Genomic DNA, 3,880 nt, shown 5'->3' with positions numbered 1-3,880 from the left:
GCCGGCGCTCACCGGCCCGGTGCTCATCGGTGGCGAGGGCCGCCTCGCCGAGCCGATCCGCGAGATGCTCTCCGGCGACTACGAGATCGCCGACGCCGGCTACGAGGGCAAATTCGGCGGCCTCGTCTTCGACGCCACCGGCGCCCGCAAGCCCGAGGATCTTCGCGAGATGTTCGACTTCCTGCAGCCGGTGATCCGCAAGGTCGTGCCGTCGGGCCGCGTCGTCGTCCTCGGTACCACCCCCGACGAGACCGGTTCGGTCGAGGAGCGCATCTCCCAGCGAGCCCTCGAGGGCTTCACGCGTTCCCTCGGTAAGGAGATGCGTCGCGGCGCCACCGTGTCGCTCGTCTACGTCTCTGCGAAGGCCGACACCGGTCTCGCGGGCGCCGAGTCCACCCTCCGCTTCATCCTCTCGGGCAAGTCCGCCTACGTCGATGCCCAGGTGTACCGCGTCGACGACAAGCCAGCCGCCGCCCCCGCCGACTGGGATACCCCGCTCGAGGGCAAGGTTGCCGTCGTCACCGGTGCCGCCCGCGGCATCGGCGCCACGATCGCCGAGGTCCTTTCCCGCGATGGCGCGCACGTGATCTGCTGCGACATCCCCGCCGCCGGTGAGGGCCTGTCCGAGACCGCCAACAAGGTCGGCGGCACCTCGCTGCCCATCGATGTCACCTCGGCCGACGCCGCGGAGGTCATCGCCAAGCACGTCACCGAGCGCCACGGCGGCAAGCTCGACATCATCGTCCACAACGCCGGCATCACGCGCGACAAGACGCTCGCCAACATGGACGCAGCCCGCTGGGACTCGACCTTCGCCGTGAACCTCATCGCGCCGGAGCGCATCACCGCCGAACTCACCGAGAAGGGCATCCTCGGCGAGGGCTCCCGCGTCATCGGCGTCTCCTCGATGGCCGGCATCGCCGGTAACCGCGGCCAGACGAACTACGCCGCCACCAAGGCCGGCGTCATCGGTTTCGTCGACGGCGCCTCCGAGCAGCTCGCCGACAAGAAGATCACCGTCAACGCCGTGGCCCCGGGCTTCATCGAGACGCAGATGACCGCCGCCATCCCGTTCGCCACGCGCGAGGTCGGACGCCGTCTCAACTCGATGCAGCAGGGCGGCCAGACGGTCGACGTCGCCGAGACCATCGCCTACTTCGCCAACCCGGCGTCGTCCGCCGTCACGGGCAATGTCATCCGTGTCTGCGGCCAGTCGCTGCTGGGAGCGTAGTTCCAGATATGAGCACTCCCAAGCTGAACCCAGACGTCGCCTTCGAGAAGCTGCCGGAGGTGCCGAACCTGCTGAGCATGTACGGCAAGGCCGCCGTGGATCAGGTGCCCGTCCTGGGGACCAACCGCAAGGCCGACTCCATGCCGTCCATCGGCTACGAGGTGTCCGGCATCTCGGTGAGTGCGCACGACCTCGCCCAGTACACGGAGGTCACCGGCCTCCGACTGGCGAGCGAGCTGCCGCTCACCTACCCGTTCATCCTCACCTTCCCGGTGGCGATGAAGCTGATGACCTCGAAGGATTTCCCGTTCCCCGCGATGGGCGCGGTGCACCTGCGTAACGAGATCACCTCGAACCGGCCGATCCTGGTCGGCGACGAGCTGTTCATCCGCGTGTGGGCCGAGAACCTTCGCGAGCACCCGAGCGGGCTCCTCGTGGACATGGTCTCCGAGGTCTACACGCCCAACGAGCCGGATCCGGCATGGCGCCAGGTGTCGAGCTTCCTGTCGAAGCGCCGCACCTCGCTCACCCCGCCGAAGGACGCCCCGCGTCCGGAGAAGCCGGAACCGCCGACGGCCAACGAGATCGGCGATCCGACGACCACGTTGTCGGTCGACGGCGGCCAGATCTCGCACTACGCCGAGGTCTCGGGCGACCGTAACCCGATTCACGTGTCCGCGGTGGGCGCCAAGGCGTTCGGCTTCCCGAACACCATCGCGCACGGCATGTGGACCGCAGCGGCGCTCCTCGGCTCGGTCGAGGGCGACATCCCGGCGCAGGCCCGCTACACCGTTCAGTTCGGCAAGCCCGTCGTGCTGCCGGCGAAGGTGCTGGTCTACGCCCGCGAGGACGTCGCCGCGAACGCGGTCGACGGCGTCGACGCCTCCGAGGGAGGCTGGACGATCACCGCGCGCAAGCCGCGCAAGCTCGGCCACGTCTTCGCCACGGCCACCATCGAGGAGCTCTAAGAGCTCTCGCGCTGTGGGCATAGGCCCACGTCAAAGCCGCGCCCCCTCCCTTTACCGGGATCGGGGGCGCGGCTTTTTCGTATTTCCGGTTATGACGCCGGAGTCAGGCAAACAACCCGTCGCCGAGAAAACCTCCTCCCTCCGCCCGGGATTCGCCGAGGCCCGGCGGCAGCGCGAACACCGCGGAACCGGTCGGCGTGGTCCAGGTGTTGAGCAGGTCCGCCTCCGCGAGGCGTTCTTGGACCGGGAGGAACTGACGGTCGATGTTCGCGCAGTACGCCGCGAAGAGGAGTCCGCTTTCGGGATCGCCTCCTCCGGCGTCAGAGGTGAAGTTGTACGGGCGACGCAGGAACTGTTCCTCCGGGGTGCGGGCGTGCGCGCGGGCGACGTGGGACTGCGGCGGGATCACTTCGAGCCCCGCCTTGTCCTTCGCCTCGAGGTCGACGGGATCGAATTCGTGCTCGCCGTTGAGCGGCGCGCCCGTCGACTGCGAGCGCCCGAGGGACAGGTCGCGCTGCGGAGGATCGACCTCCTCCCATGTCTCCATGTTCATGACGATGCGACGCAGCACGAGGCCTGCGCCGCCGCGCATCCACTCCTGCTCCTCGCCCGCCCCGCAGAACACGAGGTCGCCGCCGGTGTCCGGTTGGACGGTGCCGTCGAGCTGGCCGAAGAGGTTGCGCTGGGTCATGTTCTTCGGGTGCGCGCCCGCCGCCTTGCGGAACCCCTGCTGCGACCAGCGCGGAACGACGAGCCCGCGCACACCGGCCGAGAGCAGCCGCGAGGCGTTCGCGACGGTGAGCGGATCATCGGCGGCGATGTGCAGCAGCAGATCCCCGCCGTTGAACCCCTCGTCGAGGTCGTCGATCTCGAACGCCGGCATCTGCCGCAGCCACCGCGGCCGCAACTCGGGCCGGCCGATGAGGTCGAACAGCCGCGGGCCGAAGCCGACGGTGAGCGTGAGCCGCGCCGGGTTCTCGGCGAGCTCGGGATCCATGTCCGCGAGGCCCGCCTCGCCCTGCACGAGACGCGCGCCGTCGTCGGTCCACACGCGGAGCACGCCCTTGAGCGCCGCGGCGAACCGCTTCGCGTCGTCCCCGCCGAGCCGCGGAACCGCCGCATAATCGCGACGGTTGTCCGGCGCCCCGGCGAGGTCGAACGCCCGAAACACACAGTGCGCCTGGGGCGGTGTGGCGATCCCGGCCTGGTGCTCGCCATAGAACGGGATGGTCGCCTCGCCGACGGCGGTCGGTGACAGCTTCGCCTCCGCCGCGCCTGCCGCTGCCCCCGAGCCGGAGTCCGCACGGGCGCAGGCGGTCAGGGCAGCGCCGCCGGCAACGCCGACCGCGGCGGCCGACGTGCCGCCGAGGAAGGCGCGGCGCGTGTGCTTGCGGCTTCGTGTGTTCTTTTCGTTGGTGTGTCGAGTCTCGTCGGGGCGGGGCTCAGTGGTCATTGCCCTCGGAACCGTGGTCCATGTCGCCATGATTCATGTCGCCGTGGTTCATGTCGCCGTGGTCCATGCCCTCGTCATCGTCGTCGGCGTGGTATTCCTCCTGCGCGCCCTCGAACGCACGGGCGGGCACGGTCGTGACGCTTTCGGAACCATCGGAGAAGTGCAGCGTCAGCTTGAGATCCTGTCCGGGCGTAATCGGCTCGCCGAGATTGACGAGCATGATGTGGT

At 69.3% G+C, this 3,880-nt stretch carries 3 protein-coding genes and 1 pseudogene; 2 read left to right on the top strand and 2 right to left on the bottom strand.

Annotated elements, in window-relative coordinates:
* Positions 1 to 1,231 (top strand): 3-oxoacyl-ACP reductase (locus K8V11_RS02320; protein WP_303910602.1); only part of this gene is annotated, 1,231 nt, incomplete at its 5' end.
* Between the two features lie 8 nt (positions 1,232 to 1,239).
* On the top strand, positions 1,240 to 2,199 hold the full coding sequence (locus K8V11_RS02315; RefSeq protein ID WP_303910601.1) for a MaoC/PaaZ C-terminal domain-containing protein: 960 nt from the start codon (positions 1,240 to 1,242) through the stop codon (positions 2,197 to 2,199).
* 103 nt (positions 2,200 to 2,302) lie between these two features.
* On the opposite strand, the gene K8V11_RS02310 is transcribed toward K8V11_RS02315, so the two are convergent.
* A complete protein-coding gene (locus tag K8V11_RS02310; protein ID WP_303910600.1) occupies positions 2,303 to 3,652 on the bottom strand; it encodes a Dyp-type peroxidase in 1,350 nt (449 codons plus the stop codon).
* Positions 3,642 to 3,880: pseudogene (locus K8V11_RS02305) on the bottom strand (hypothetical protein); the annotation flags it as partial. The gene K8V11_RS02310 and the pseudogene K8V11_RS02305, both read right to left, overlap by 11 nt.

This window comes from Dietzia timorensis, assembly GCF_020742175.1.
In the GTDB taxonomy this organism is placed as follows: Bacteria; Actinomycetota; Actinomycetes; order Mycobacteriales; family Mycobacteriaceae; genus Dietzia; species Dietzia timorensis_A.
Note: the sequence above shows the minus strand (reverse complement) of the source record. Positions and strands in the feature narration are given on the sequence as shown.

Bases quoted from the DNA above. Each gene is read 5' to 3' on its own strand.
- K8V11_RS02315 (WP_303910601.1), top strand. From the start codon at position 1,240: ATGAGCACTCCCAAGCTGAACCCAGACGTCGCCTTCGAGAAGCTGCCG.
- K8V11_RS02310 (WP_303910600.1), bottom strand. From the start codon at position 3,652: ATGACCACTGAGCCCCGCCCCGACGAGACTCGACACACCAACGAAAAG.